This is a genomic window from Nereida ignava (genome assembly GCF_047114695.1).
Taxonomy (GTDB): domain Bacteria; phylum Pseudomonadota; class Alphaproteobacteria; order Rhodobacterales; family Rhodobacteraceae; genus Nereida; species Nereida ignava.
Map to the genome: position 1 here is coordinate 326908 of NZ_CP112885.1, position 25017 is coordinate 351924.

A 25017-nucleotide genomic window follows, 5' to 3' on the forward strand; every position below is an offset into this window, starting at 1 on the left:
AGGAACAGACCGATGACTGAACTTTTTAACAGCTTTATGAACGGGCCTGACGAGAATGGCCGGTTTGGTGATTTCGGCGGGCGGTTTGTTTCTGAAACGCTTATGCCGCTGATCCTCGAGCTTGAAGCGCAGTACGAGAACGCCAAAACCGACGATAGCTTTTGGGCCGAGATGCATGACCTTTGGACCCATTACGTAGGCCGCCCGTCGCCGCTTTATTTCGCAGAGCGCATGACCGAGGCCCTTGGTGGCGCTAAAATTTACCTCAAGCGCGACGAGCTGAACCACACAGGCGCACACAAGATCAACAACGTTTTGGGCCAGATTATTCTGGCGCGCCGCATGGGCAAGACGCGCATTATTGCCGAAACCGGAGCAGGGCAGCACGGTGTTGCAACAGCGACCGTTTGTGCGAAGTTCGGCCTGAAATGCGTTGTCTATATGGGTGCGCACGACGTTGAACGCCAAGCGCCTAACGTGTTCCGTATGCGGCTTTTGGGCGCTGAAGTCGTGCCTGTGACCTCGGGCCGTGGTACGTTGAAAGATGCCATGAATGATGCGCTGCGCGATTGGGTTACCAATGTGCGCGATACGTTTTACTGCATTGGCACTGTGGCGGGACCGCACCCGTATCCTGCTATGGTCCGTGATTTTCAGTCAATCATCGGCAAAGAGACACGCGAACAAATGGACGCTGCCGAAGGTCGCTTGCCCGATACAGTGATTGCGTCGATCGGTGGTGGGTCCAACGCGATGGGGCTGTTTTACCCATTCCTTGACGATGAAAGTGTAAACATCATTGGTGTTGAGGCGGGCGGTAAAGGCGTAAACGCAAAGATGGAGCATTGTGCGTCTTTGACGGGCGGTCGCCCAGGCGTGCTGCACGGCAATCGCACGTATTTGCTGCAAGACGACGATGGACAAATCCTCGAGGGCTTCTCGATTTCTGCGGGTCTTGATTACCCGGGCATCGGTCCTGAGCATGCGTGGCTTCACGACATTGGTCGTGCGCAGTATGTCAGCATCACCGATAAAGAAGCGCTTGAAGCGTTTAAGTTCAGCTGTGAGCGGGAGGGCATTATTCCTGCACTCGAGCCATCACACGCCTTGGCCCATGTGATGAAGATCGCGCCAGAACTTCCGAAAGATCATTTGTTGGTGATGAACATGTGCGGTCGTGGAGACAAAGACATCTTCACAGTGGCGCGTGCATTCGGGTTCGATATGTCTGGACCTGAAGGCCGGACTTTCGAATAACGGATCGTTAGCTAATTGATTTGGGCGGTGTAGGGCTTTCTTACATCGCCTATTTAATCTACCTACAAATCGTATAATCAGTATTATGTTAATGTTGTGTATGCTGGCCTCATGGCTTGGTTCAAGTAAGACCCGTAAGTCATTGATATTACATCGTTACTAGTCTAACAGTATCCACTGGTTGCATCGCTTTGTATAACTAGGCTAACCGTAGGCAACAAAACGAAAGTAGTCCAATGGCAGCACTTCTTATCCTAAACGGCCCAAACCTCAACTTGTTGGGCACACGGCAGCCCGAGGTTTACGGCGCGACGACGCTGAAGGATATTGAAGCCAAGTGTTTGACGTTGGCGCATTCGTTCGGATTTGAGATAAGCTTTCAGCAGTCGAACCATGAAGGTGTTTTGATCGACGCAATTCAAGCCGCAAAAAGCTACCATGATCTGATCATTCTGAACGCTGGTGCCTATACGCATACATCAATTGCGCTGCGCGATGCGATTGCATCTGTGGAAGTTCCTGTGATTGAGCTGCATCTGTCGAACATTCACGCCCGTGAAGACTTCCGCCATACTTCGCACATCGCGCCCGTCGCTGTGGGACAGATCTGCGGGTTTGGCGCATACGGCTATGAGTTGGCATTGCACGCGGCAGCAGATTATTTGCGCAAATAGTCACCGCACATTTTAAGCACAAAAAAGGGCGCCACATCTGGGCGCCCTCCTCTATTTCTGTATCAACCGATGGGTCAGTTGAATTAGCTACCAGCAGCGGTTTTTGCTACTTCAGCAGCGAAATCTTCTACTTTTTTCTCGATGCCTTCGCCAACTTCCAAACGTGAGAAACCAGTGATTTCAACGCCAGCTTCTTTGGCTGCTTCAGCAACTGTCAGGTCTGGGTTCACAACGAATTGTTGGTTCAGCAATGTCACTTCTGACATGTACTTTTTCATTCGGCCAACGATCATTTTCTCGATCACAGCTTCTGGCTTGCCGCTCTCGCGAGCGATATCCATTTGGACGTTTTTCTCTTTTTCAACAACGGCTGGGTCCAGATCAGCTTCTGAAAGAGACGCCGGGTTTACCGCTGCGATGTGCATCGCAACCTGCTTGCCGAACGCTTCGTTATCGCCGCTCAGCGCAACCAACACGCCGATTTTGCCCATGCCATCTGCAACAGCATTGTGGACGTATGTCGCAACATGCGCACCTTCAAGAACGCCCATGCGGCGCACAGACATGTTCTCGCCAATGGTCGCAATCGCGTCATTTACGGTTGTTTCAACCGTTTTGCCGTCGATTTCAGCCGCTTTAAGCGCATCAACGTCAGACACGTCCAAAGCTGCGGTAGCAATGTTGCCAACCATAGATTGGAAGTCAGCGTTTTTGCCAACAAAGTCAGTCTCTGAGTTCACTTCAACTGCGATGCCTTTACCGGCTTTAACAGCAACAGCGACAAGACCTTCAGCAGCCGTACGACCAGATTTCTTCGCAGCCTTTGCAAGACCTTTGGTGCGAAGCCAGTCCATTGCCGCTTCCATGTCACCATCGGTTTCAGTCAGCGCTTTTTTAGCGTCCATCATGCCTGCGCCGGATGTTTCACGCAGTTGTTTGACGAGTTGAGCAGTGATTGCCATCTCAAGTCTCTCCTAAATTTAATAAGATATGTCTACGAGGCTGTGGTTTCCCATCGCGCGCCCCGTAGATTTCAACACATGTGTAAAGCTTACGCTTCTGCTGGTGCGTCCGCTGGTGCTTCTGCAAGAGCTTCTTCAACAGATGCCTCTTCCATTGCGCCAAGGTCGATGCCCGCAGCACCCATCTGTGCGCTCATGCCTTCCAGAGCCGCGCGTGCAGCCAGATCGCAATACAGTGCAATCGCGCGTGCCGCGTCGTCGTTACCCGGAACGATGTAGTCAACGCCTGATGGTGAGCAGTTTGTGTCAACGATGCCAACAACCGGAATGCCAAGCTTTTTCGCTTCGGCAATTGCCAGGTCTTCTTTTTTCACGTCGATGACGAAAAGCAGATCAGGAACACCGCCCATTTCGCGGATACCACCGAGAGAGGCTTGCAGTTTGCCCTGCTCACGCTCCATGCCAAGACGCTCTTTCTTTGTGAGGCCTTCAAAGCCACGCTCAGATGCTTCGTCGATGGCTTTCAAACGTGCGATAGACTTGGAAACAGTCTGCCAGTTTGTGAGCGTGCCGCCCAACCAACGGTGGTTCATGTAGTACTGTGCGCATTTCTCAGCAGCTTCAGCAATCGGGCGCTGCGCCTGACGCTTGGTACCAACAAAAAGCACGCGACCGCCTTTTGCGACAGTTTCCTGAACAGCGTTCAGAGCAGCGTCGAGCATTGGGACGGTTTGTGTGAGATCCATAATGTGGATGCCGTTGCGTGAGCCATAGATGAACTCTTGCATACGTGGGTTCCAGCGCTGTGTCTGGTGACCAAAGTGTACGCCTGCTTCCAAGAGCTGACGCATGGTGAAATCGACGGCCATGTCCGTATCCTTTCCGGTTTAGCCTCAGCGGGGGAAGAGACATATGTCTCAACCGGCGGACCTTTGCAGGATGTCTCCCTGCACATGGCCCATCCCCGCTTGCGGAGTTGAAGTGCTGCGCGTTTAACCCAGCACTCCAACCAGCACAAGCCCCATATTTACAGGCGCTAAACCGAAGTTTCGACCGGCGTAGAGAACGGCTTAGAGGACGGTGCGTTCAAGCACCCAGTACGCGCCGATGATCGCAATGCCTAGGCTGGCAGGAATAGCAATCACAGGGCGATACCATGTTTTGTCGCGCAACCAATATCCGACAAGCGCAAAAGCCACAGCAATTACGATCAGCTGTCCAAGTTCGACACCGATGTTAAAGCCGATCAACGCTGGCAAGAACTGACCTTCTGGAATGCCGTAGACACCCAGAACTGTCGAAAAGCCCAAACCGTGCAACAATCCGAACGCAAAAATAAGCGCCGAACGCCAGCGACTTAGCCCATCCGTAAAGATGTTCTCAACGGCCACATAAACGATTGAAAGCGCAATCAATGGCTCAACAATTGACGGATTAGCTGTCACCGCACCAGTGGCGCCCAATGCCAATGTCACGGTGTGCGCCAGTGTGAATGCACTGACCTGCCACAAAAGCGGCTTCAGGCGCGCTGCGAGGAAGAAAAGACCCAGAACAAACAAAATGTGATCAAGGCCAAGCGGGACGATATGCTCGATGCCTACGGGGATGTAGCGCACAAATGTATCCCACGCGCCCTCGGATTGCCCACCAGCAGCCGTAAGGATGGGCGACATTTCACCTGCCCCCAAAAGGCCCGCAAAACCGTTCTCGCCTGCCCCTTGTTGGCGCAGAATAAGTTGGCCGTAATTCTGCGACAATCCAACTTGAACGGGTGCATTTTCAGGGTTTGCGATGGTTGCGGACACCTGTGTCAGGCGTGGCAACTCAAGATCACTAAGGTCTTGAACCTCAACGGAATTAAGCGTGAGGACACCTGTCTCACCACCAAGCTCAACAAGGATGTTTTGAGAAATTGTGCCAAACTGCTCGCGGACACGTGTTTCAAACGCCTCAACGCTTAGTGCGCGCAGCGCATCATAATCCGCGGCGTTTGCTGCATCATCGGTGTTTTCCACCGTGGACAGATCAATCCCGGCCAGAAAACTCTCAAAATTCCCGCCCAACTCAAGCGTCACTTCACCCTCGGAAATCGTCAGATCCGCCACGGTGGGGTTCACCTCATGTGCGCTTGCAACAGTTGACACCGCCAGCAAAACAAACACCTTTAGCCACATGAAAAATCTCATTGGTATTACCCTTCTTACTTATTTTTGCTGTACCAGCGCATCTTTGTCCCATGAAGTGTGGCTGGATGCTGACGAGTTTCAAGTAGAAACCAGCGAAACACTCACCGCGGAACTCAAAAACGGACAGAATTTTGTGGGAGGTGGACTTATTTACAACCCTCGCAGCTTCACCCGATTTGAAGTATTGAGCACAGATGGCCTTAGGCCTGTACCCGGTACGATCGGCGACCGCCCTGCCCTGAGCCTGTCAGATCAGCCAGCGGGCCTTCAAGTTATCGGTTATGAAAGCACTGTGTCGACGCTAACTTATAAAGAGTGGGAGAAATTTCAGGCGTTCGCCGATCATAAAGATTTCCCCGACATCAAAACCCGCCATGATGCCCGCGGCCTGCCTGAGACCGATTTTGTTGAGGCCTACACCCGCCACGTAAAAATGCTTGCCTGCGTCGGCAGTTGTGACGGCCAAGACGCGATAATGGGTCTTGAGACCGAACTGGTGGCGCTCGCCAATCCTTATCAGTTGGCCCCCAATGCTCCCCTACCCGTACAACTTCTTTTGAACGGCGCACCGCAACCTGACAGGCAGATCGAGATTTTTGCCCGCGCAGCAGATGAGACAGTCCAAATCACAACAACCCGAACCAACGAAAACGGCGTTGCTGACATCATGTTGCAGCCCGATACCACCTATCTTTTGGACGCTGTGACATTGCGCGTGCCCTCTACTGAGCGGCATGTGAAAACAAATGCAGTTTGGGATACGCTTTGGGCGGCATTGACCTTTCAGACGCCAGAATGATCCCCTATACCGCCCGGCATGACACAGATTTTATGCATCGGATCCGTCTTGTGGGATATCATCGGGCGCCATGACCAAGAGATGGTTGCGGGCAATGACCGGCCCGGCCGGATCACGCGCCTTCCGGGTGGTGTCGCCCTCAATATTGCAATGACGCTTGCGCGTTTTGACCTGAAACCTGTGTTGCTCAGTGCTGTTGGTACAGACGAAGAAGGCAACGAGCTGGTCCGCGCTTGCGCCACAATGGGCATGGACACAACGCAACTTTACCGCCCCAAAGACCTGCCAACAGATCGGTATATGGCGATTGAGGGCGCAAATGGTCTGATCGCGGCGATCGCAGATGCGCATTCGCTTGAGGCCGCGGGAAGCGAAGTTCTAACCCCTTTGAAAGACGGAACACTCGGCAACGCATTGAAACCTTATAGCGGCGTAATTGCCCTTGATGGCAATCTTACGGAAAGCCTGCTTACTCAAATCGCAAGTGATGCCTGTTTCAAAGATGCGGACCTGCGCATTGCGCCTGCCTCACCTGGTAAAGTCATGCGGCTGATGCCACTACTCACCCATCCAAAGGCCACGATTTACGTCAACCTTGAGGAAGCCGAACTGCTGACCCAACAAAAACTGGGCGATGCAAAAAGCGGTGCTGAGGCACTAGCCCGAAAAGGAGCGACACGCGTTCTGGTCACAGATGGTGCCCGCCAAGCCGCCTTCGCCGAGAGTGGCCAAATCTGGTCTGCCACCCCGCCAAAAGTGCCCCAAATGCGCGTCACAGGTGCGGGGGATACCTTCATGGCCGCCCATATTGCAGCCGAACTTGCAGGCCGCTCGCCTGAAAATGCCTTGACCGATGGCCTTGCTGCGGCGGCCCATTACGTCTCGGGGCTATAATTTCTTTTGTTCAAAAATATCCCCGCCGGAGGCGCACATAAATGACTGTTCCTATGATTTTTTCCGATGAAGTAGCGGCGGCGCGCAAAGCCGGCCAGCCTATCGTTGCTCTTGAAAGCACCATCATTACCCATGGCATGCCTTTCCCCCAAAACATTGAGGTCGCCCGCGGTGTAGAGGATGTGGTGCGCCAAAATGGTGCGGTGCCTGCAACAATCGCCGTGATGAATGGCACGCTTCATATCGGTCTGAACAGCGATCAACTCGATGCGCTTGGTCAGGCAAAAAACGTCGCCAAGCTGAGCCGCGCGGATATGGCGGCGTGCATCGCAACAGGTGGGACAGGCGCTACAACTGTTGCGGCCACTATGATCGGCGCGCGCTTGGCGGGCATCAGTGTGTTTGCAACGGGCGGTATCGGCGGTGTTCACCGCGGCGCCGAGCACAGCTTTGATATTTCCGCTGACCTGCACGAGTTGGCCCAAACGCCGGTCACAGTTGTTGCGGCCGGCGCAAAGGCCATTCTGGACTTGCCAAAAACGATGGAGGTTCTCGAAACGCTCGGGGTGCCCGTCATCGCATTTGGTCAAGATTACCTGCCCGCGTTTTGGTCTGCGACTTCTGACATCGCCGCGCCTTTGCGGATGGACAGCGCCGCACAGATCGCGGCGGCCCATCTGATGCGCATGCAAATGAACTTGCCAGGCGGACAATTGATTGCGAACCCGATCCCGCAAGAGGCGGAAATTCCACAAGAGGTGCTGCACCCAATTATTGAACAGGCCCTTGCTGAGGCAGAGGCGCAAAACATTACCGCCAAGAAAGTGACACCATTTTTATTGGGTCGGATACTTGAGTTGACGGACGGTGCATCCCTGACTGCCAACATCGCACTGGTGCGCAACAACGCGCGCTTGGCCGCACAGATTGCTTCGGAAATAAGCAGCGCATAAAGATAACGCAGTTCGGGCGCCGTTATGTTGGCGCTGCCCGTTGTATCCGCAGGGCGCATAGCCTAGCTATGTCTCCAACACCCCGTTTTACAAGCAGATCATATGCCAAACACTGACCCGTTCTCTCCTGATCTTCCGCCTCGCCGTGTTGGTCTTTTCTCGCGCATGCGGTCGAATTTTCTAACGGGTCTGGTGGTGATCGCACCGATCGGGCTGACCATTTGGCTGATCTGGACAGTTGTTGGCTGGATTGACGGGTTCGTCCTGCCGCTTGTGCCCCACTCGTGGCAACCAGACCGGCTGATCCAAACTTATTTCGGCCTTGAGGTTGATCGTCAGATTAATGTGCGCGGCATTGGCGTTGTCATGTTTTTGCTGTTCACCGTGTTTATCGGTTGGATTGCCAAAGGGTTCATTGGGCGCAGCCTGTTGCGGTGGGCCGAAAGCATCGTTGAGCGGACACCCGTGGTGCGCAGCATTTACGGCGGCGTCAAACAAATCGCCGAAACGATCTTTGCCCAAACAGATACGAACTTCGATAAGGCCTGCCTGATTGAATATCCGCGCAAGGGTATCTGGGCCATTGGCTTTATCTCGACCTCCACGAAGGGAGAGGTTTTGGACAAAGCCGGCGCAGATAAAATGATGTCCGTGTTCGTGCCGACCACGCCTAACCCCACATCAGGTTTTTTGCTGTTCTTTCCGACCGAGGACGTTATCGAGCTTGAAATGAGTGTCGAAGATGCCGCGAAATTGGTTATTTCTGCGGGCTTGGTTTACCCCAATTCTAAAGACCCATCCGCACCGGCAAAGGGCTAGCTCATGTCTAGAAATGTGATCTTTGTAGCCCTGTTGTTAGTCCTGATCGGCACCGTTTGGATAGCGTTTGATGCGCTAATGGCCCTTGGTGTGGGCGTTGGTGCGATTGTGGCCTTTGTGGTAATCTCGGGCCTGAACAACCCGCACATGGACGACGATGAGACCTAAGCCAGCATCCTGAGCTAAGCTACAGGTGTCAGTTAAACATTGCCGGTAAATCCACACTGCTTTTAACACCGATATCGCCCCAGTGATCCGTTAAGAACTGATCTGCAGCGCGCTGTCCCGCTTGTTTCAGTTGCCCCAAAACATAGCCCGATGGCAGTAATTTTGTTGCAACGCTCAGCTCATTCATCAACGGGTCATCAGCAATCATATGCACGTTGATCGCTTTCATCGTGCTTTCACTGATCGTTCCATCACCCAGTAACCGCTGCACAAATTCAATCGCGCGTAATTCCCGAAGCAGGGACGAATTGAAGCTTATCTCATTAATTCGGTTTTGGATGGCCTGCGCAGATACAGGCAGCTCTTCTCGGTGCAGCGGATTGATATTAACCACCACAATGTCACTGGGAAGCGCGCCTTGAAACAGCGGAAACAGCGCGGGATTGCCAGTATATCCGCCGTCCCAATAGGCCTCATCTCGGCCCGTGTTGGGGTCAAATATCTCAACCGCCTTAAAGAGTGTCGGCAGGCAAGCACTTGCCATAATCGCCTCAGGGCAGATATCATCGTGGTCAAACACGCGGATTTTACCGCTGCGCACGTTGGTGGCACAGACAAAAAGCGCAGGCCCCTCATCGGCGCAAACCGTGTCATACCAAAACGCCTCTGCAATGCGCGCCAGCGGATTTTTGTACCACGGCCCAAGCGCATAGGGCGACATCACACGGCTGCTCAGATCAATGGCCGCAAAGGCGGGTGACATTTCAAAAGCGCGGCTCACAGTTGCGGCGGAGCCATGCATCCAATCACTTAGCCCGCTGGCGTCTGTCGCTCCAATTTGGGACCACAGCCAGTTAAGGTTTTCGCGCGCACCTTCGCGCCCTGCAGTGACCATGCCGGACTTGAACGCAGCCCCGTTCATGGCCCCCGCAGATGTTCCCGTGACGGCCGAAATTGTCAGCCGTTTTTCATCCAAAAGTCGATCCAGAACGCCCCAAGTAAAGGCCCCGTGCGCCCCGCCGCCTTGCAGCGCGAGGTTTATCGACTTGCTCGCCCCGCCCGCTTTGGCGCCACTCACAACGCCGTCCAGCCACCGTCAACGGAAATGGTCGTGCCGGTGATTTGGGCCGCCGCATCAGAGCACAGAAATGCAATCGTGCCGCCCATCTGCTCAACAGTTGCAAATTCCTTGGAAGGCTGGCGCTTGAGCATGACGTTTTTGATCACGTCCTCGCGGCTCATATCGTATTCCTTCATGGTGTCGGGAATTTGCGCCTCGACCAAAGGTGTCAGCACATAGCCCGGACATACTGCGTTACAGGTGATCGGCTCTTCTGCGGTTTCTAAAGCTACGGTTTTGCTGAGCCCCACGATGCCGTGTTTGGCAGCAATATAGGCAGATTTATAGGGTGACGCGGTCAGCCCATGGGCAGACGCCACATTAATGATGCGCCCCCACCCTGCGGCGCGCATGCCGGTGATGGCGGCGGCAGATGTGTGAAAGGCAGAACTAAGGTTGATTGCGATGATGGCATCCCATTTGTCTGTCGGGAATTCCTCAATACCGGCTACGTGCTGAATGCCGGCGTTATTGACCAAGATATCGCACGCGCCCGCCTCCGCGATCAGCTTGCGACACTCGTCCGCCTTGGACATATCCGCCTGAATATATTGCGCTGAGACACCTGTCTCATCCGCGATGGATTGCGCCAAGGCGTGATCTTCCTCGTTATTTGTGTAACTATTGAGCACAACATTGGCGCCAGCACGCGCCAATTCCTTTGCCACGCCAAGCCCGATACCTGAGTTTGATCCAGTAATTACCGCTGTTTTGCCCGTCAAATCCGTAACAATTGCCATTCGTGAATGCTCCTTACCAAAGTATTGAAGTCACCATAATGCTGCGACTGCGAAATGCCAGTGTAATGGAGTTTACCCTCACGGATTGTTGTGTTGACGGACTGCGGATCAAACCGATTGGCCAAAAAAAAACGCCAGCACGAAGCTGGCGTAAGTTATTGAGGCAGGTTTCATACAGGCAAGAAACCTATCGAGCAGTGAGACTGTTATATCCGTTTCGCAAAGGCGCGCCAAGCAGAAATGTTTGCGTTGTGTTAGCCCAGTGGTTGCGGTCCAATAGTAATTAAACATGGTCGACGGGGGATTGTTTCCAAAATGAAACTAAATATTTTCAAGTATAGCGGTATGTTAGCGGGCGTAGTTACAGCAGTTTCAATCGCGGGATTCGCAGCTGCCGAGCCAAAACACGGGATCGCCATGTATGGTGAGCCGCAACTACCACCAGATTTTGTGTCTCTCCCCTATGCAAACCCGAATGCTCCCAAGGGTGGTACTATCGCTACGGGTGAAGTTGGCACTTTTGACAGCTTGAACCCCTATATCTTGAAGGGCAGTCCACCGTGGCAGTTGCGCTTTTTGGGCGTGGAAAGCCTCATGGGGCGCTCTTGGGACGAGCCATTTACGCTCTATGGGCTTCTCGCCGAATCGATTGAGGTGGGTGAGAATCGCGCGTGGGTCGAATTCACCCTTCGCCCGGAGGCACGTTTTTCCGACGGCACCCCCGTTACGGTCGAAGATGTAATCTGGTCTTATGAAACATTGGGGACCGTCGGGCATCCGCGTTACCACGGGCTTTGGAAGAAAATCGAAAGTGCCGAAAAAACTGGTGAACGCTCGGTGAAGTTTACGTTCAACGAGGCAGATCGCGAACTTGCGTTGATCGCTGGCATGCGTCCCATCTTGAAAAAGGCACAATGGGACGGCGTTGATTTCGCCGACAGCAGTTTGGATATCGTGCCGATCACAACTTCCCCGTATGTTGTTGATCAATATGAGGCTGGCCGCGTTGTGGTGATGAAGCGCAACGACGATTATTGGGGCAAAGACCTGCCATTCCGCCGTGGCACCATGAACCTTGATGAAGTGCGTATGGAATTTTTCGGAGATGGAACCGCGCAGTTCGAGGCGTTCAAAGCAGGTGTTTTGAACTCAAACCGTGAATTTAACGCGCAAAAATGGGACCAGCAGTACGCCTTCCCCGCAATAGATGCGGGCGACGTGGTGAAGTCAGTGCTGCCTCATGAACGGCCCTCGGGCATCACAGGTTTTGTCATGAACACCCGTCGTGAGGCATTCCAAGACTGGCGCGTGCGCGACGCTCTGCTTCATGCGTTTAACTTTGAATTCATCAACAATGCTATGACGGATGGCAAGCAGCCGCGCATCACCAGCTATTACTCAAATTCGATCTTGGGTATGAAAGAAGGCCCCGCAGAAGGCTTGGTTAAAGAGTTCTTAACTCCCTTCGCGGACGAGCTTTTACCAGGCGCCCTTGAAGGATACACCCTACCTGTCAGTGACGGCTCAGAAGCCAACCGACGCAACATTAGGAAAGCCTTGCAGCAATTTGAAAGCGCAGGATATTCCGTTGATGATACAGGTGTCCTCGTTGACGCGAACGGCACGACTTTCACTTTTGAAATTCTGCTCAAATCAGGATCATCCGAGAATATCGCGATCATCGAGCTTTATACAAAAGCGCTTGAGCGTGTTGGCATCACGCCGACCGTTACAACCGTTGATGGGGCGCAGTACAAAGACCGTACGACCAATTATGATTTTGACATGACGTACTATCGCCGTGGCTTGTCCCTGTCACCCGGTAACGAGCAATACGCATACTGGGGCGCTGATGGCATTACTGAACCCGGCAGCCGCAATTGGATGGGCATGAACAGTCCCGCCGCAGAGGCGATGATTGACAAGATGCTGAATTCCGCAAGCCGCCAAGAGTTTTTGGCAGCCGTTCGCGCGTTGGACCGCATCCTGACCACAGGCCGCTACGTCATACCGATCTACCAGTTCAACATCAGCCGCATCGCCCACGCCAAGGAGCTTAAATACCCAGAAAACCTACCCATCTATGGCGACTGGATTGGTTGGCAGCCCGATGTTTGGTGGTTTGAAGCCGACTGAAAGAGCTAAAGTAACTAGACGCCCTGCACCCCCATGGGTAAACGCGGGGCGTCTAGATATCGAAAGCAGCACTATGCGCCTTTTTATCACACTACTCGCGATTTGCGCGGTCACTGCCTGCACTCCTGCACGATTGGCGACCAAAGCCGTGACAATACCCGTCAAAACCGTCGGTAAAGTCATATTTTAGGACGTAGGCTCAAGTTCACAAAACGTAGGGACATAACATAGATGCATACCCTCACGGAGCCCGATCTATGGCGCAAACTCTGTGCCGAAGCGCTTGGTACTGCGTTTTTGCTGATCGGTGTTGTTGGCTCCGGTATCATGGCCGATACGCTGTCAAACGGCTCAGTCGCGTTGACTCTTTTGGCAAATGCGATCGCCACAGGCTGCATCCTCTATGTCATCATTACTGTGCTTGGACCGATCTCGGGCGCACATTTTAACCCTGCCGTTACGCTCGCCTTTTATGTGCGCAAAGAAATATCGCGCACCGTTGCTTTGGGTTTTGCTCTAATGCAAATAGTTGGTGCAATTACAGGGGTTTGTCTGACACACTTAATGTTTGAACTTCCGATCTTCCAACTCGCAAGCACCGCGCGGACAGGTGTCTCGCAATGGGTATCAGAAGGGGTCGCGACGTTCGGTTTGTTGTTTGTAATCTTTGGGGGCTTACGCAGTAAACCAGAAGCCGTTCCAACACTTGTCGCACTTTATATCACCGGCGCGTATTGGTTCACCTCATCCACAAGCTTTGCCAACCCCGCCGTCACAATTGCGCGTGGCCTCTCCGATACATTCGCAGGGATTGCGCCAGCAGGCCTGCCAGCGTTCATATTTGTCCAACTGGTGACAGTCGTGATAGCGATGCCGTTCCTGGCAAAACTGTTCTCAAAATAACGGGCCGACATCCACCAATTCTTAACCCCTGCGGACTTAGCCTGAATAGGTAAACAGTTGCAGAGGTTCCCGATGATTTTGACGCCAGACGATATTCCCGCGATCAACCGCTACTTTCCCGCCACAGATATAAACAGTATGCGCTTTCTGACCCATGATCGTGATAAGTTGGTTTTGTATCTTGCGCGCGTGAATGAGTTGTCGATCACCGAAGCATCAGAGCAGCTTGATCTGGTGATCGCCGTGCGGCCAACCGAGAATTTACAACACGTCGGGTGACTTGGGCTTAGGCCAGCGATGTCACCCACAGAATTGTTGCATCGTCCTCACTAGTCGAGATCACGTTGTGCCCCATTGCGGCGTCATAATACGCGCTGTCTCCGCGGCGCATCTCAACGGGCTCGTAAAACTCAGTAAAAAGGCGAATGGTGCCTGTAAGAACGTACAAAAACTCCTCACCATCATGACGCACCCATCCGTCAAACTCATCAAGGGTCCGCGCACGAACCCGCGCGCGGTACGGCAGCATTTGTTTTTTGGTGAGAGAGGCCGAAAGCAACTCATGCTCGTAGGTTGTGGTAATTGTGCGGGCGCCCTCGCCCTCTTTGGTGATTGCCATGCGGCCATTTACCTGACCCTTCACCGGTGGTGTGAACAGCTGCGGGACAGAAATTTCCAGCCCAATCGCGAGCTTCTTCAGGGCCTCATACGTAGGCGACATCTGCCCGTTCTCAATTTTTGAAAGGGTCGAGCGCGCCAATCCTGCCTGATTTGCTGCTTGTTCAAGGGTCCAGCCGCGCGCTTTGCGCAACTCACGTACCCGCGATCCAAGATCAACAGGTTCAGGCGCGGCATCCTCCCCACTTTCACGGGCGATTTGGATCAGGGATTTTGCAGGTAGATCAGTCATGAAAAGCCTATAGCCCACGCTAACAACCGCTGGCAACAACATGCTTTGCAAAGTTGCACAGGCCCCTGTTCAATTGGTTTGCCCGCTTTACATTCGCCCCGCTTCCCTGCCAAACACCACGCAACTCATCGCCAATGCCTCGTAAAGGAGATGCCCGTGGTTAAGCTTGATATTATATCCGACCCAATTTGCCCTTGGTGTTACATTGGCAAAACGCATCTTTTCAAAGCGCTGGCAGAGGTGCCTGACCACCCTTTCACGATCGAGTGGCATCCGTTTCAGCTTAATCCTGATATGCCCGCGGCTGGCATGGACCGTCGTGAGTATCTGGAAACGAAGTTTGGTGGCAAAGAGGGTGCCGTACGCGCCTACGCCCCCGTTGTAGAGGCCGCTGAAAAAGCGGGCCTTACGATCAACTTCGAAGGCATCACACGTACGCCCAACACGCTTGATGCGCACCGTGTCATTCATTGGGCGGGCATTGAAGGTAAGCAGACGGCGATGGTACACACACTTTTCAAAGCCTATTTTGAAGACGGGCGGGACATCGCGGATCACGAAACGCTCGCTGATATTGCAGACAGTGTTGAAATGGATGCAGCCCTTGTGCGCAAACTGCTGGCCACCGATGAAGATGCAAAAGACATTCGCGATCGAGATGCACACAGCCGCAAAATGGGTGTTAATTCCGTGCCCACTTTTGTTGTTGCAAACCAGCACGCTGTTCCCGGCGCGCAAGGTCCCGACTTGTGGGTCCAAGTGATCAACGACATCAAAGAACAGTTGGCATCACCCGAATGAGCCAAGCGCACACCCGCCGCGGGCCAACACAACCACTTGGTCCTCGCGAATTCATCGCTTTGATGGGTATGTTGACTGCAACGATTGCGTTCTCCATCGACGCGCTTTTGCCAGCGCTGCCAGATATCGCGCAAAGCCTGACGCCGAGTAATCCCAATAACGCCCAACTGACAATCACGGCGTTTGTGTTGGGCATGGGCATTGGCACGTTTTTCGTGGGGCCTTTGGCAGATCGGTTTGGCCGTCGTCCGACTTTGATCTGTGGTGCAGTGCTTTATGTCGCGTCCTGTATGGTCGCGATCTTCACCACTGAGATTACCCTTTTGCTGATCACCCGCGTCACCATGGGGCTTGGCGCATCTGCTGCGCGCGTTGTTGCGATGGCTATTGTCCGCGACCAAACATCGGGCCGTGAAATGGCGCGACTGATGTCACTTATCATGATGGTTTTCGCTCTTGTGCCGGCGATTGCCCCTTCGATTGGCGCGGTGATCGTTGGCTTTACCGGATGGCGTGAGCTGTTTGCGGCCTTCGCCGTTTTCAGCATTCTAACCAGCCTTTGGTTTTTAATCCGGCAACCCGAGACACTTGTCCAAAAGCGGCCCCTCGCCTTTGCCTCATTGGCTGCGGCCTTTCGTGAGATGGTGTCTCTCAGCGTTGTGAGACGGTCGATCATAACGCAAACGCTTATTTATGCGTGTCTTTTTGCCGCTCTAAGTTCAACGCAACAGGTTTTTGCTGATGTTTACGGACAGGTGTCTCAGTTCCCGTATTGGTTCGCCTTGATCGCCGTATTAGCCGCAAGCGCATCGTTCCTTAATTCAAAAATCGTCGTAAAGCTGGGCATGCAGCGGGTCATATCAACGGCCCTGCTGGGACAGATCGCCATATCGGCTGTTATGATTTCGGTTTGGCTGTTGAGCCCTGCAAACAGCTTTGGGATCTATGTGATCTGGACCACATCAGTGTTCTTTATCGTCGGGCTTACATTGGGAAACCTGAATGCATTGGCCATGGAACCGCTTGGGCACATCGCGGGGTTTGCGGCATCTCTTTTGCAAGGTTCCGCCACCGTTGGTTCAGTTCTGATCGCGGCCCCCATTGGCCTTGCGTTTGATGGCACGCCACTACCAGTCGCGATTGGCATCACAGTCTGCATCACGTTAGCCTATATGACCGCGCGTGGCATTCGCCCCTAAGCTTTCGCTTTTTGCTTCTTTTTGTGGGCAATCGCTTTTTCGGCAAGGGCCTTGGCCAAAGCGAACGATCCTTTGATTTTGTCTGCTTCACTCGACCATTGCCGCGCAACAACGATCTTGTTGTCGCGAACACGTGCATCGCCGTTCTGCTCATCCATAAAGGCAACGAGGCCCTCGGGTGATGCGTATTTATTGTTGTGAAAGCTGATCGTCGCGCCTTTGGGGCCCGCGTCCAACTTGGCAATTCCGGCCTTTTTGCACATCGCTTTAATCCGGACGACAAGCATCAATGTGTTCACTTCACGGGGCAGCTTACCGAACCGGTCGATCAACTCAGCAGCAAAGCCTTCTAGTTCAACTTTGCTCTGCAACCCACTGAGACGGCGATATAATCCAAGCCTCACGTCAAGATCAGGAACGAAGTCTTCGGGTATCAACACTGGTACACCAAGGTTAATCTGCGGCGCCCATTGCCCGTCATCAATCAAACCTTCAGCCTTGCCAGACTTGATGTTGGCAATAGCTTCTTCAAGCATGGATTGGTAAAGTTCGTAGCCTACCTCACGCATCTGCCCCGATTGTTCTTCGCCAATCAAATTCCCTGCGCCGCGAATATCAAGGTCTTGGGATGCCAAGGTGAAACCGGCGCCTAATGTGTCGAGGCTGCCAAGTACGCGCAGACGTTTTTCGGCGGTAGGTGTCAGCTTCGCACGGGGTTTCGTGGTCAAATATGCATAGGCACGGGTTTTAGAACGGCCCACGCGCCCACGAATTTGGTACAGCTGCGACAGACCAAACATGTCAGAGCGGTGCACGATCATTGTGTTGGCGGTTGGAATATCGATGCCCGACTCCACAATCGTTGTTGCAAGTAGCACGTCGTATTTGCCGTCATAAAACGCGTTCATTGTATCGTCGAGTTGCCCCGCAGCCATCTGACCGTTTGCCACGATAAAGCTGACTTCGGGAACTTCTTCGCGCAAGAACTCCTCAATCTCGGGTAGATCAGAGATGCGCGGAACCACATAGAACGACTGCCCACCGCGATAATGCTCACGCAAAAGCGCCTCGCGGATGGTGACGGGATCAAATTCGCTGACGTAGGTTCTGATTGAAAGACGGTCCATCGGTGGCGTGCCAATAATCGACAAGTCGCGCACGCCAGAAAGCGACAGCTGCAGCGTTCGCGGGATGGGCGTGGCGGTTAGCGTAAGAACATGGACATCTGTCCGCATCTGTTTCAAACGCTCTTTGTGCTGAACACCGAAATGCTGTTCTTCGTCAATAATGAGCAACCCAAGACGTTCAAAACGCACAGATTTTGCCAGCAGCGCGTGGGTGCCAATGACAATGTCAACGGTCCCCCGATTGATACCGTCACGGGTCTCACTGGCCTCTTTGGCCGATACGAAGCGAGACAGCTGTCTCACCTCTAACGGAAAACCGCGGAAGCGTTCGGCGAATGATTTGTAGTGTTGGCGCGCCAGTAGCGTTGTGGGCGCGATGATAGCGACCTGTACGCCCGACATTGCCGCGATAAACGCCGCGCGCATGGCGACTTCGGTTTTGCCAAAGCCTACATCGCCGCAAATGAGGCGGTCCATGGGTTGGCCACTGGCCAGATCGTCAAGCACGTCGCCGATGGCGCTCAGCTGATCGTCAGTTTCTTGGTAAGGAAAGCGCGCCGAAAACGCATCCCACATCCCTGAGGGCGGCTCCATCATCGGCGCTGTGCGCAAGGCGCGCTCTGCCGCGACGCGGATCAACCGATCGGCGATCTGGCGAATACGTTCTTTAAGTTTAGCTTTCTTGGCCTGCCACGCACCACCACCCAACTTATCAAGCAGGCCCTGATCGTTGCCAAACTTGGACAACAGCTCAATGTTCTCAACGGGCAAATACAGTTTTGCCGCTTCCGCATATTCAAGCGACAGACACTCATGCGCCGCCCCTGCGGCTGTGACAACTTCAAGGCCCATGAAGCGACCAACACCGTGGTCGACGTGCACGACCAAGTCACCAGGGCTAAGGCTTTGAGTTTCAGACAGGAAATTATCCGCGCGGCGCTTTTTCTTGGCGCGGCGGATCAGCCTGTCCCCTAAAACATCTTGCTCTGAAATCACGACCATTTCAGGGCTTTCAAACCCGTGATCAAGTCCCCAGACCGCCAGATGAACGCGACTGTTGGCGATATCACCAGCGTTTGAAATCAGCGCCAGATCAACCAGCCCTTCATCGGCGAGAAGCCCGTGCAACCGTTCCCGCGCGCCTTCGGAATATGAGGCGATAATTACAGGGCGCTCTTGAAGTGATGCTTTAATATGTGCTGACAAGCTACTGAATAGGCTTATACTTTCTTGCTGACGTTCGGGTGAGAAATTCCGTCCAATTCTCCCACCCGCATCAATGACCCCCGCACCTGTGGATTGCGGCAAAGCAACCAGCTGAAGCATGCGCCGCTCAGATGTAGCCGCGGTCCATGCGTCATCATCAAGATAAAGACCCGCAGGGTGCGCCGGCTTGTAAACAGTGCCCAAGCGTTTCTTCTGTTTTAGCGCCTCTTGGCGGTTTTCGTATTGGTCAACGATGCTGGCCCATCTCGCGTCACGCATGGCCGCACTTTGATCATCAAGCGCAATTGCCGCGTTGGGCACATAATCAAAAAGGGTCTCAAGATGATCGTGGAAAAACGCCAACCAATGTTCGATGCCAGCGTGTTTGCGCCCTGCGCTCACGGCCTCATAAAGCGGATCGTCTGTGCCTGCCGCGCCAAATTCAATGCGGTAGGTCTGCCGAAAGCGCGTAATCGCAGGCTCGTCCAAGATGACCTCGGACACTGGCGCCAATTCAACAACCGATAGCTTTTCCGTGGTGCGCTGCGTGGCCGGATCAAACCTGCGGGCGCCGTCCAACACGTCCCCAAAGAGGTCAAGCCGCACTGGCCCCGATTGCCCCGGCGGATAGACATCAATGATGCCGCCGCGGACCGCATAATCACCAGGCTCTACGACAGTGGGGCTTTGGGTGAAGCCCATGCGTACCAAAAACGCCCGCAATGCCTCTTCGTTCACTTGGTGCCCGACAGTTGCGATAAAGCTTGCCCCTTCAAGCACGCTACGCGCAGGGATGCGTTGGGTCGCAGCATTCAGAGTGGTCAGCAAGATGAACTGTTTCGCCCCCCCCGCCACAAGCCCCGCCAGAACCGCCATCCGCGCCGCAGAGACATCTGCGTTGGGCGATGTGCGGTCGTAGGGCAGACAATCCCACGCAGGAAAGCTGAAAACTGGGACGTCAGGTGCGAAAAACGCCAAAGCCTCGCGCATCGCTTCAAGGCGTTTATCATCGCGCGCCACGTGAATAACGCTACCACTTTTTTCGTACTCGCGCAGAAGCAGTTGGGCGTCATAGCCCTCGGGGGCGCCGGAAATGATCAGGGGTTGGGTCATGCGGATGACCTACCGCGCTGACGGGCCGCGTCAAGGCACAGACACAAGTTTGAGCACGGATCGCACCACTTCAAAGGCTACCCACGACCATATTTTGATACATGCCCCAAATCGCGGTGATGAAAATAGAAATAATCCCAAGGACTTGCGTCCAAAACCTGTGTTTCAAAAGGCGGGCATGAAGCTGGTCCATGGTTTCGACATTGGACTCGATACTGCTAGCGGCACGGATGGACATCAGCCCCAACAGTCCCATCGGGAACAGGATCAAGAATAACGCCTGCGCAAACTCAACGCCGTACATAAAGCCCAATAAAAACAGTCCAGTGATGACAAAGCAGCCAAACCCAAAGATCAAAAGCCCTGACACTTCACCGATGATCAGCAGGCGGTTGATCGCCACGCGAACCATATCGCGCAAGTCAGCCTCGGCCTGCCCACCTTTGCGTTTCGCGCGTAAAACCAGATCAAAGGGCACGCCCAGAACATAGTGGCTCGCCGATGACCAAAACACCGCGAGCGCGATCCAGTACCACAGGTTTGAAAATGACCTCAGGTCAATCAGTTCAAATACCGCTTCATACCAATCCAAGGGCCAACTCCGGCTAAATCATCACACGCCTCTGCGTCGGTTCGCTATAGCGAGGCCGCGCCGCGATGCCAACCGCCAACGCCCCTTGTTGGGTGCGCTGGATTGAGGCAAAGTGGCACAGAATTCAAAGACCGAAAGCCACCTGACATGACACCTGTTACCGCCGCCTTCCCTGCAACACGCCTACGCCGTTTGCGTACGTCCGACGCGTTGCGGCGCTTGGCCAGTGAAAACACACTGACTGTTGATGATCTGATTTGGCCCGTGTTTGTCATGGAAGGTACTGATGCAGAGCAGCCAATCGCCTCTATGCCTGGTGTGTCGCGGTTAACCATTGACCGTTTAGTGGATGCAGCGCGTGAAGCCCGTGATCTTGGCATTCCGGCCATGTGTATTTTCCCCTACATCGAGCCAGAGCTTAAGACACAAGACTGTGCAGAGGCGTGGGGAAAGGATAATCTGTCGAACCGTGCCACCCGCGCGATCAAGGAGGCCGTGCCCGAGATTGCTGTGATGACGGACGTGGCTCTTGATCCCTATAACATCAACGGTCACGACGGGATTGTCCGTGATGGCGTTATCGTGAACGACGAAACTGTTGAAGCATTGGTCAAAATGGCTTTGGCCCAAGCCGAGGCCGGTGCAGATATTTTGGGGCCATCGGATATGATGGACGGGCGGATCGGGGCGATGCGTCGCGGGCTTGAAGAAGCAGGACATCAAAACGTGACGATCATGTCCTACTCGGCCAAATACGCCAGTGCGTTTTATGGCCCGTTCCGCGATGCGGTTGGTGCATCTGGTGCGTTAAAGGGCGACAAAAAGACATATCAAATGAACCCTGCAAATAGTGATGAGGCCTTGCGCCATATTCACCGCGATCTGAGCGAGGGTGCGGATATGGTCATGGTGAAGCCGGGCATGCCGTATCTTGATATTTGCCAGCGTGTCAAAGCAGAGTTCGGTGTGCCCACTTACGCCTATCAGGTTTCAGGTGAATACGCGATGATCACGGGAGCCGCGCAAAACGGCTGGATCGACGGCGAGCGCGTGATGACCGAAAGCTTGCTGGCCTTCAAACGCGCGGGCTGTGATGGCATTTTGACGTATTTCGCACCCACCGTCGCCAGATTACTGCAAAAAGCCTAGGCGAGAGGCTGCGCAGATCAAAGTTTATGCAGTTCCTGAGTGACATCAGGCGCGCCCCGCTATATTATTTAGACAGAAAATGTCGCAAAAAGCGGCAAATTGGCCAGATATAAAGGCCAAAATTGGCACCTGAGCAGAGGCAAGACCATGACACAAAACATTACAGGTTCTCTATTTGACCAAGACCCTGCGGAGGCGGTTGCAAAGCCATCGCGCCGTGCATTTACCATGGGCGCGCTTGCCAGCTTGCCTATCTTGGCTGGTTGCGGCAACGGGATCGGCTCTAAAGGAGCGGGCAAAATTGATGCGCGCGTCGATCAAACATTGAACTTTATGTACGGTAAATACCCTGCAACCAACGATCTGGCGCAAAAAGCCAGCGGTATGTTGGTCATGCCATTGGTTACGGAAGCTGGTCTGATCGGTATCGGCGGCGCATACGGACGTGGTGCGTTGCAAGTGGGCGGGTCTACTGTTGATTATTACTCAACTGCGCAAGGAAATGTGGGCCTGCAATTGGGCGCACAGCAATATGCCCATGTTCTGTTTTTCATGACAGACGAGTCGCTGATGGATTTCCGCCGCTCCAAAGGCTGGGCCGCGGGCGCTGATCTTGAGTATGCGTTCAAAGACCGCGGTGACAGCATCCGCGCAGGCACGATCACATCCCTGTCACCGGTGATTGCTGTAGTTTTCGGTCAGGCAGGTCTGCTTGTGGGCGCTACACTTGAAGGCTCAAAATACTCGCGCATTATTCCGTAAATATCCGCAAGCGATGCGGTTGGCTGGGCTAAGGCGCGCCCGTACTAACACGTGAAAGAGCCAGCCGATGCTGAGCATTACAAAATGGATTTTTCGGCTTTTTGTCGGAGTTTGTGTCTGCTGCATCATGGCGGTGGGCGTGCTTTATATGTTCGCCTCCCGCTCTCTGCCCGATTATGATGCAGATGTTGCGCTGAGCGGCATTACAGCCCCTGTCGAAATCGTCCGCGACAACGCCAATGTGCCGCATATTGTCGGCAGCATCGACGAAGATGTTTTCTTCGGTCTTGGGTATGCCCACGCGCAAGACAGGCTGTGGCAACTCATCACCATGCGGCGGACTGTTCAGGGGCGTTTGTCTGAAGTGTTCGGCCCCGAGACACTGCCCATTGACCGTGTCCTACGCAGGCTGGACCTTTACACCCTTGCGACACAATCAGTCTCGGTCCAAACTCGTGAAACTTTGGCGGCTCTTGAGGCTTATTCGGCCGGTATCAACGCAAGATTATCGCAGATCAACGCGGATGCTCTTGGACGCGGCGCACCCGAGCTGTTCTTGTTTTCCAATCAGATCGCCCCTTGGCAGCCTGCAGACAGCATCGCCCTGATTAAGTTAATGGCGCTGCAGGGCACCACCCATCTTGAACAAGAGGTCCTTCGCGCGCGCACCTCTTTGATATTATCGAACGAACGGATGTTGGACCTGCTGCCTGATACACCCGGTGAAGGCCTTGCAGATCTGCCTTCATTTGCGGAGGTGATGCCCCAAGGTAGCACGCGCGTTTATGCGGCAAGCAGCCAAAAACCGCAGCACCCGATTTCACCTTTCCGGCCCCGCGATCTTGCAGGTGCATCCAATGCGTGGGCTGCGGCACCGTCACGTTCTGCCACTGGTGGTAGCCTGTTGGCCAGTGATCCACATCTGGCGTTTTCATCCCCCTCAATTTGGTATCTGGCGCGGCTTGAACTTGCTTCAGGCGGCATCATTGGGGGCACAATTCCGGGTATTCCCTTGGTATTAATGGGGCGGAGTGCTGCTTTGGGATGGGGTCTCACGGCATCGTACGCTGATGACCAAGACCTTGTTTTTGAACAGCTTAATCCCGATGATCCCACACAATACCGCACGCCAAATGGTTTTGCGCAGTTCAGAACCCGCGATAGCATCATCAACGTCAAGGATGCCCCGTCCGAGACACTTACGCTGCGCTGGACCGAAAACGGACCGGTCCTGCCGCCTGAACATTATAACCTCGGCACCCTTATGCGCGACGGGTATGTTGCCGCGCTAAACTGGACTGCTCTTTCGCCCAAAGACACATCAATGAGTGCTGGTATGGCGCTTATGATGGCCAAATCAGTGCAAGCTGCCGCAGACGCCGCACAGACATTTATCGCGCCGTCGCAAAACCTAATGCTGGCAGATCGTGACGGCGTTGGCATGGTTACAATCGGTGCCCTGCCCGCACGGGATGCACGCCACCAAACCAAAGGGCGCTTGCCAAGCCCAGGATGGGTCGCCCAAAACAGATGGCAAGGGATCCTGCCCCCCGAAGCCAGTCCACGCATTTTAATGCCCGAGGGTGGCATAATCGGCAATACCAACAACAAAGTGACCGATGCCACGTTCCCTAACCACGTCAGTTTCACCTACGGGGACACCCAGCGGATCACCCGTTGGGCCCGCCTGATGCAATCACGCCAAGTCCACACCCGCGACAGTTTTATCGAAGCACAGCTTGATACAGTCAGCGTCACGGCCCGCACCATTCTACCGCTGATTGGGGCAAATTTGTGGTTCACTGGTCCGCCTGCCCCAGCTGGCACGCCCGAGCGTCAGCGACAGCGCGCGCTAACACTTTTGGCGGATTGGAACGGCGAGATGAACGAACATTTACCCGAGCCGCTGATCTATTCTGCATGGGTCAAAGCGCTTCAAACACGGCTAATCCGCGACGAACTTGGCCCGCTTTATACTGAATTCACCCACGTTGAGCCTATTTTCCTTGAACGGGTGTACAGAGATATTGATGGGGCCGCCGCTTGGTGTGATGTGGTGCAATCTGCCCCGCTTGAAACCTGCGAAGACATGGCGCGGCTGGCACTTGATGATGCGATCATCTGGATCAATGAAAGATACGGCACCGCGCTTGAATCCCTACGCTGGGGCGATGTCCATCAGGCGACCCATGATCACCCTGTGCTGGGTGAAACACCCATTTTGCGGCACGTGGTCAACATTCGGCAAAGCACTTCTGGCGGGGATAATACGTTGATGCGAGGGCGTACATCGGGGGATCCTGCCGATCCGTTTCATAACGTACACGGCGCGGGCTACCGTGGTGTGTATGACTTTGCTGACCCTGATAGTTCCGTTTTCATTATTTCGACGGGCCAATCAGGGCATCCGCTGTCGCGCCACTATGATGACCTTGGTGTACTGTGGCGGCGGGGCGAATATATCCCAATGTCACTTGACCTTGATCTTGCGCGGGCTGGTGCGACAGGTGTCACCCGCCTTTTACCGCGTTAATGCGCCACATCAAG

Annotated in this window: 23 protein-coding genes; 15 read left to right on the forward strand and 8 right to left on the reverse strand. The window is 54.0% G+C overall.

From position 1 onward, the window contains the following. Positions 1-12 precede the first annotated feature (12 nt). Both trpB and aroQ read left to right on the forward strand, forming a co-directional pair. Positions 13-1257 carry a tryptophan synthase subunit beta gene (trpB, locus tag OLX08_RS01565; RefSeq protein WP_048597517.1) on the forward strand — a complete coding sequence of 415 codons (1245 nt, stop codon included), beginning with the start codon at positions 13-15 and terminating at the stop codon, positions 1255-1257. Positions 1258-1493: 236 nt separating this feature from the next. Next, positions 1494-1931 carry a type II 3-dehydroquinate dehydratase gene (gene aroQ / locus OLX08_RS01570; protein ID WP_391482063.1) on the forward strand — a complete coding sequence of 146 codons (438 nt, stop codon included), beginning with the start codon at positions 1494-1496 and terminating at the stop codon, positions 1929-1931. 83 nt (positions 1932-2014) lie between these two features. Here the strand turns inward: aroQ and tsf are convergent, their stop codons facing one another. The 3 genes from tsf to OLX08_RS01585 all read right to left on the reverse strand — a co-directional run bounded on the left by tsf (position 2015) and on the right by OLX08_RS01585 (position 5079). After that, the gene (gene tsf / locus OLX08_RS01575; protein WP_341245573.1) at positions 2015-2893 is read right to left on the reverse strand and encodes a translation elongation factor Ts; all 879 of its coding nucleotides are present in this window, start codon (positions 2891-2893) and stop codon (positions 2015-2017) included. Between the two features lie 89 nt (positions 2894-2982). Further along, on the reverse strand, positions 2983-3762 hold the full coding sequence (gene rpsB, locus OLX08_RS01580) for a 30S ribosomal protein S2 (protein ID WP_048597522.1): 780 nt from the start codon (positions 3760-3762) through the stop codon (positions 2983-2985). 201 nt (positions 3763-3963) lie between these two features. After that, positions 3964-5079: a HupE/UreJ family protein gene (locus tag OLX08_RS01585; RefSeq protein WP_391482066.1), complete on the reverse strand. Its 1116-nt coding sequence runs from the start codon at positions 5077-5079 to the stop codon at positions 3964-3966. Here OLX08_RS01585 and OLX08_RS01590 point away from each other — a divergent pair. From OLX08_RS01590 to OLX08_RS01610, 5 genes are all read left to right on the forward strand, one after another. After that, positions 5066-5878, forward strand: a complete 813-nt coding sequence (locus OLX08_RS01590) for a DUF4198 domain-containing protein (protein WP_391482068.1) — start codon at positions 5066-5068, stop codon at positions 5876-5878. The two genes, OLX08_RS01585 and OLX08_RS01590, sit on opposite strands and share 14 nt — an antisense overlap. An 18-nt stretch (positions 5879-5896) precedes the next feature. Then, complete coding sequence (locus OLX08_RS01595) at positions 5897-6772, forward strand: PfkB family carbohydrate kinase (RefSeq protein WP_391482070.1); 876 nt, start codon at positions 5897-5899, stop codon at positions 6770-6772. A gap of 41 nt (positions 6773-6813) precedes the next feature. Further along, the gene (locus OLX08_RS01600) at positions 6814-7725 is read left to right on the forward strand and encodes a pseudouridine-5'-phosphate glycosidase (protein ID WP_391482072.1); all 912 of its coding nucleotides are present in this window, start codon (positions 6814-6816) and stop codon (positions 7723-7725) included. A gap of 102 nt (positions 7726-7827) precedes the next feature. Then, positions 7828-8544: a DUF502 domain-containing protein gene (locus OLX08_RS01605; RefSeq protein WP_391482073.1), complete on the forward strand. Its 717-nt coding sequence runs from the start codon at positions 7828-7830 to the stop codon at positions 8542-8544. Between the two features lie 3 nt (positions 8545-8547). Further along, a complete protein-coding gene (locus OLX08_RS01610) occupies positions 8548-8712 on the forward strand; it encodes a hypothetical protein (protein ID WP_391482075.1) in 165 nt (54 codons plus the stop codon). Positions 8713-8740: 28 nt separating this feature from the next. Here OLX08_RS01610 and OLX08_RS01615 read toward each other — a convergent pair whose 3' ends face one another. Beyond that, positions 8741-9790, reverse strand: a complete 1050-nt coding sequence (locus tag OLX08_RS01615; RefSeq protein ID WP_391482076.1) for a patatin-like phospholipase family protein — start codon at positions 9788-9790, stop codon at positions 8741-8743. Continuing rightward, on the reverse strand, positions 9787-10572 hold the full coding sequence (locus OLX08_RS01620; protein ID WP_391482078.1) for a 3-hydroxybutyrate dehydrogenase: 786 nt from the start codon (positions 10570-10572) through the stop codon (positions 9787-9789). Before OLX08_RS01620 ends, OLX08_RS01615 begins: the two co-directional genes overlap by 4 nt. Before the next feature lie 315 nt (positions 10573-10887). Between OLX08_RS01620 and OLX08_RS01625 the strand changes: the two genes are divergently transcribed. The 3 genes from OLX08_RS01625 (at position 10888) to OLX08_RS01635 (ending at position 13890) form a co-directional block, all read left to right on the forward strand. Next, complete coding sequence (locus tag OLX08_RS01625; protein ID WP_391482079.1) at positions 10888-12708, forward strand: extracellular solute-binding protein; 1821 nt, start codon at positions 10888-10890, stop codon at positions 12706-12708. A 231-nt stretch (positions 12709-12939) separates the two neighbouring features. Beyond that, positions 12940-13611 carry an aquaporin gene (locus tag OLX08_RS01630; protein ID WP_391482081.1) on the forward strand — a complete coding sequence of 224 codons (672 nt, stop codon included), beginning with the start codon at positions 12940-12942 and terminating at the stop codon, positions 13609-13611. Positions 13612-13683: 72 nt separating this feature from the next. Beyond that, positions 13684-13890 carry a hypothetical protein gene (locus tag OLX08_RS01635; RefSeq protein ID WP_391482082.1) on the forward strand — a complete coding sequence of 69 codons (207 nt, stop codon included), beginning with the start codon at positions 13684-13686 and terminating at the stop codon, positions 13888-13890. A 7-nt stretch (positions 13891-13897) separates the two neighbouring features. On the opposite strand, the gene OLX08_RS01640 is transcribed toward OLX08_RS01635, so the two are convergent. Continuing rightward, positions 13898-14521 (reverse strand): helix-turn-helix domain-containing protein, encoded by a 624-nt coding sequence (locus OLX08_RS01640; protein WP_391482084.1) that lies wholly within the window; start codon positions 14519-14521, stop codon positions 13898-13900. 150 nt (positions 14522-14671) lie between these two features. Between OLX08_RS01640 and OLX08_RS01645 the strand changes: the two genes are divergently transcribed. Together OLX08_RS01645 and OLX08_RS01650 are read left to right on the forward strand one after the other, a co-directional pair. After that, the gene (locus OLX08_RS01645; protein WP_391482086.1) at positions 14672-15322 is read left to right on the forward strand and encodes a DsbA family oxidoreductase; all 651 of its coding nucleotides are present in this window, start codon (positions 14672-14674) and stop codon (positions 15320-15322) included. Continuing rightward, positions 15319-16521 (forward strand): multidrug effflux MFS transporter, encoded by a 1203-nt coding sequence (locus OLX08_RS01650; protein ID WP_391482087.1) that lies wholly within the window; start codon positions 15319-15321, stop codon positions 16519-16521. Before OLX08_RS01645 ends, OLX08_RS01650 begins: the two co-directional genes overlap by 4 nt. On the opposite strand, the gene mfd is transcribed toward OLX08_RS01650, so the two are convergent. Both mfd and OLX08_RS01660 read right to left on the reverse strand, forming a co-directional pair. After that, positions 16518-19967, reverse strand: coding sequence for a transcription-repair coupling factor (gene mfd, locus OLX08_RS01655; protein ID WP_391482089.1), 3450 nt, complete (start codon positions 19965-19967; stop codon positions 16518-16520). The two genes, OLX08_RS01650 and mfd, sit on opposite strands and share 4 nt — an antisense overlap. A 70-nt stretch (positions 19968-20037) precedes the next feature. Continuing rightward, positions 20038-20559 (reverse strand): hypothetical protein, encoded by a 522-nt coding sequence (locus tag OLX08_RS01660; RefSeq protein ID WP_048597546.1) that lies wholly within the window; start codon positions 20557-20559, stop codon positions 20038-20040. A 147-nt stretch (positions 20560-20706) separates the two neighbouring features. Here OLX08_RS01660 and hemB point away from each other — a divergent pair, with 147 nt between their 5' ends. The 3 genes from hemB (at position 20707) to OLX08_RS01675 (ending at position 25003) form a co-directional block, all read left to right on the forward strand. Then, positions 20707-21708, forward strand: coding sequence for a porphobilinogen synthase (gene hemB, locus OLX08_RS01665; RefSeq protein WP_391482090.1), 1002 nt, complete (start codon positions 20707-20709; stop codon positions 21706-21708). A 228-nt stretch (positions 21709-21936) separates the two neighbouring features. Next, complete coding sequence (locus OLX08_RS01670; protein WP_391483158.1) at positions 21937-22470, forward strand: YSC84-related protein; 534 nt, start codon at positions 21937-21939, stop codon at positions 22468-22470. Between the two features lie 67 nt (positions 22471-22537). Continuing rightward, positions 22538-25003: a penicillin acylase family protein gene (locus OLX08_RS01675; RefSeq protein ID WP_391482091.1), complete on the forward strand. Its 2466-nt coding sequence runs from the start codon at positions 22538-22540 to the stop codon at positions 25001-25003. Positions 25004-25017: the final 14 nt, after the last annotated feature.